General features: G+C 69.0%; 1 protein-coding gene. It reads left to right on the top strand.

The window, feature by feature from the left end; all coding sequences use genetic code 11:
- Nucleotides 1–170: 170 nt before the first annotated feature.
- Nucleotides 171–448: SIR2 family NAD-dependent protein deacylase (locus G4D85_RS48540; RefSeq protein ID WP_275900434.1), on the top strand; the 278-nt coding region annotated here is incomplete at its 3' end.

The raw sequence follows: 448 nt of genomic DNA, 5'->3' as shown, positions 1-448 counted from the left end.
TGCTGCAGTTCCTCGTAGGCCTGCGCCTTGGGAGCCGCGCGCAGGTCCAGGGTGATTTCCGCCATGATGGGGTCCTCGAGCCAGGTCTCCGCACCCGCCCGTCAGGGCCCGGCGCGGTCATCGTCGTCCCACGCTTCATATCCTGAATCCCACGCCGCACAGGAGGCACCGTGGAAACGCTCCTTCTCGATTCGAATACCTGGCTGCTCGTCCTCACCGGCGCGGGCGTCTCCGCCGAGAGCGGAGTCCCGACCTTCCGAGGAATGAACGGGCTCTGGGAGGACCAGCCCGTGGAGCAGGTGGCCTCGCCCGAGGGCTTCGCGAAGGATCCGCTGCGGGTGTGGCGCTTCTACTCCCAGCGGCGAGCAGGGGCCGCGGGCGTCTCGCCCAACCCCGGCCATGACGCGCTGGTTTCCTGGGAGCGTCACCTGGGCGACCGCTTCCTCCT

The sequence above is a fragment of the Pyxidicoccus trucidator genome (assembly GCF_010894435.1).
Lineage (GTDB): Bacteria > Myxococcota > Myxococcia > Myxococcales > Myxococcaceae > Myxococcus > Myxococcus trucidator.
This window is presented reverse-complemented; position numbering and strand designations above follow the sequence as displayed.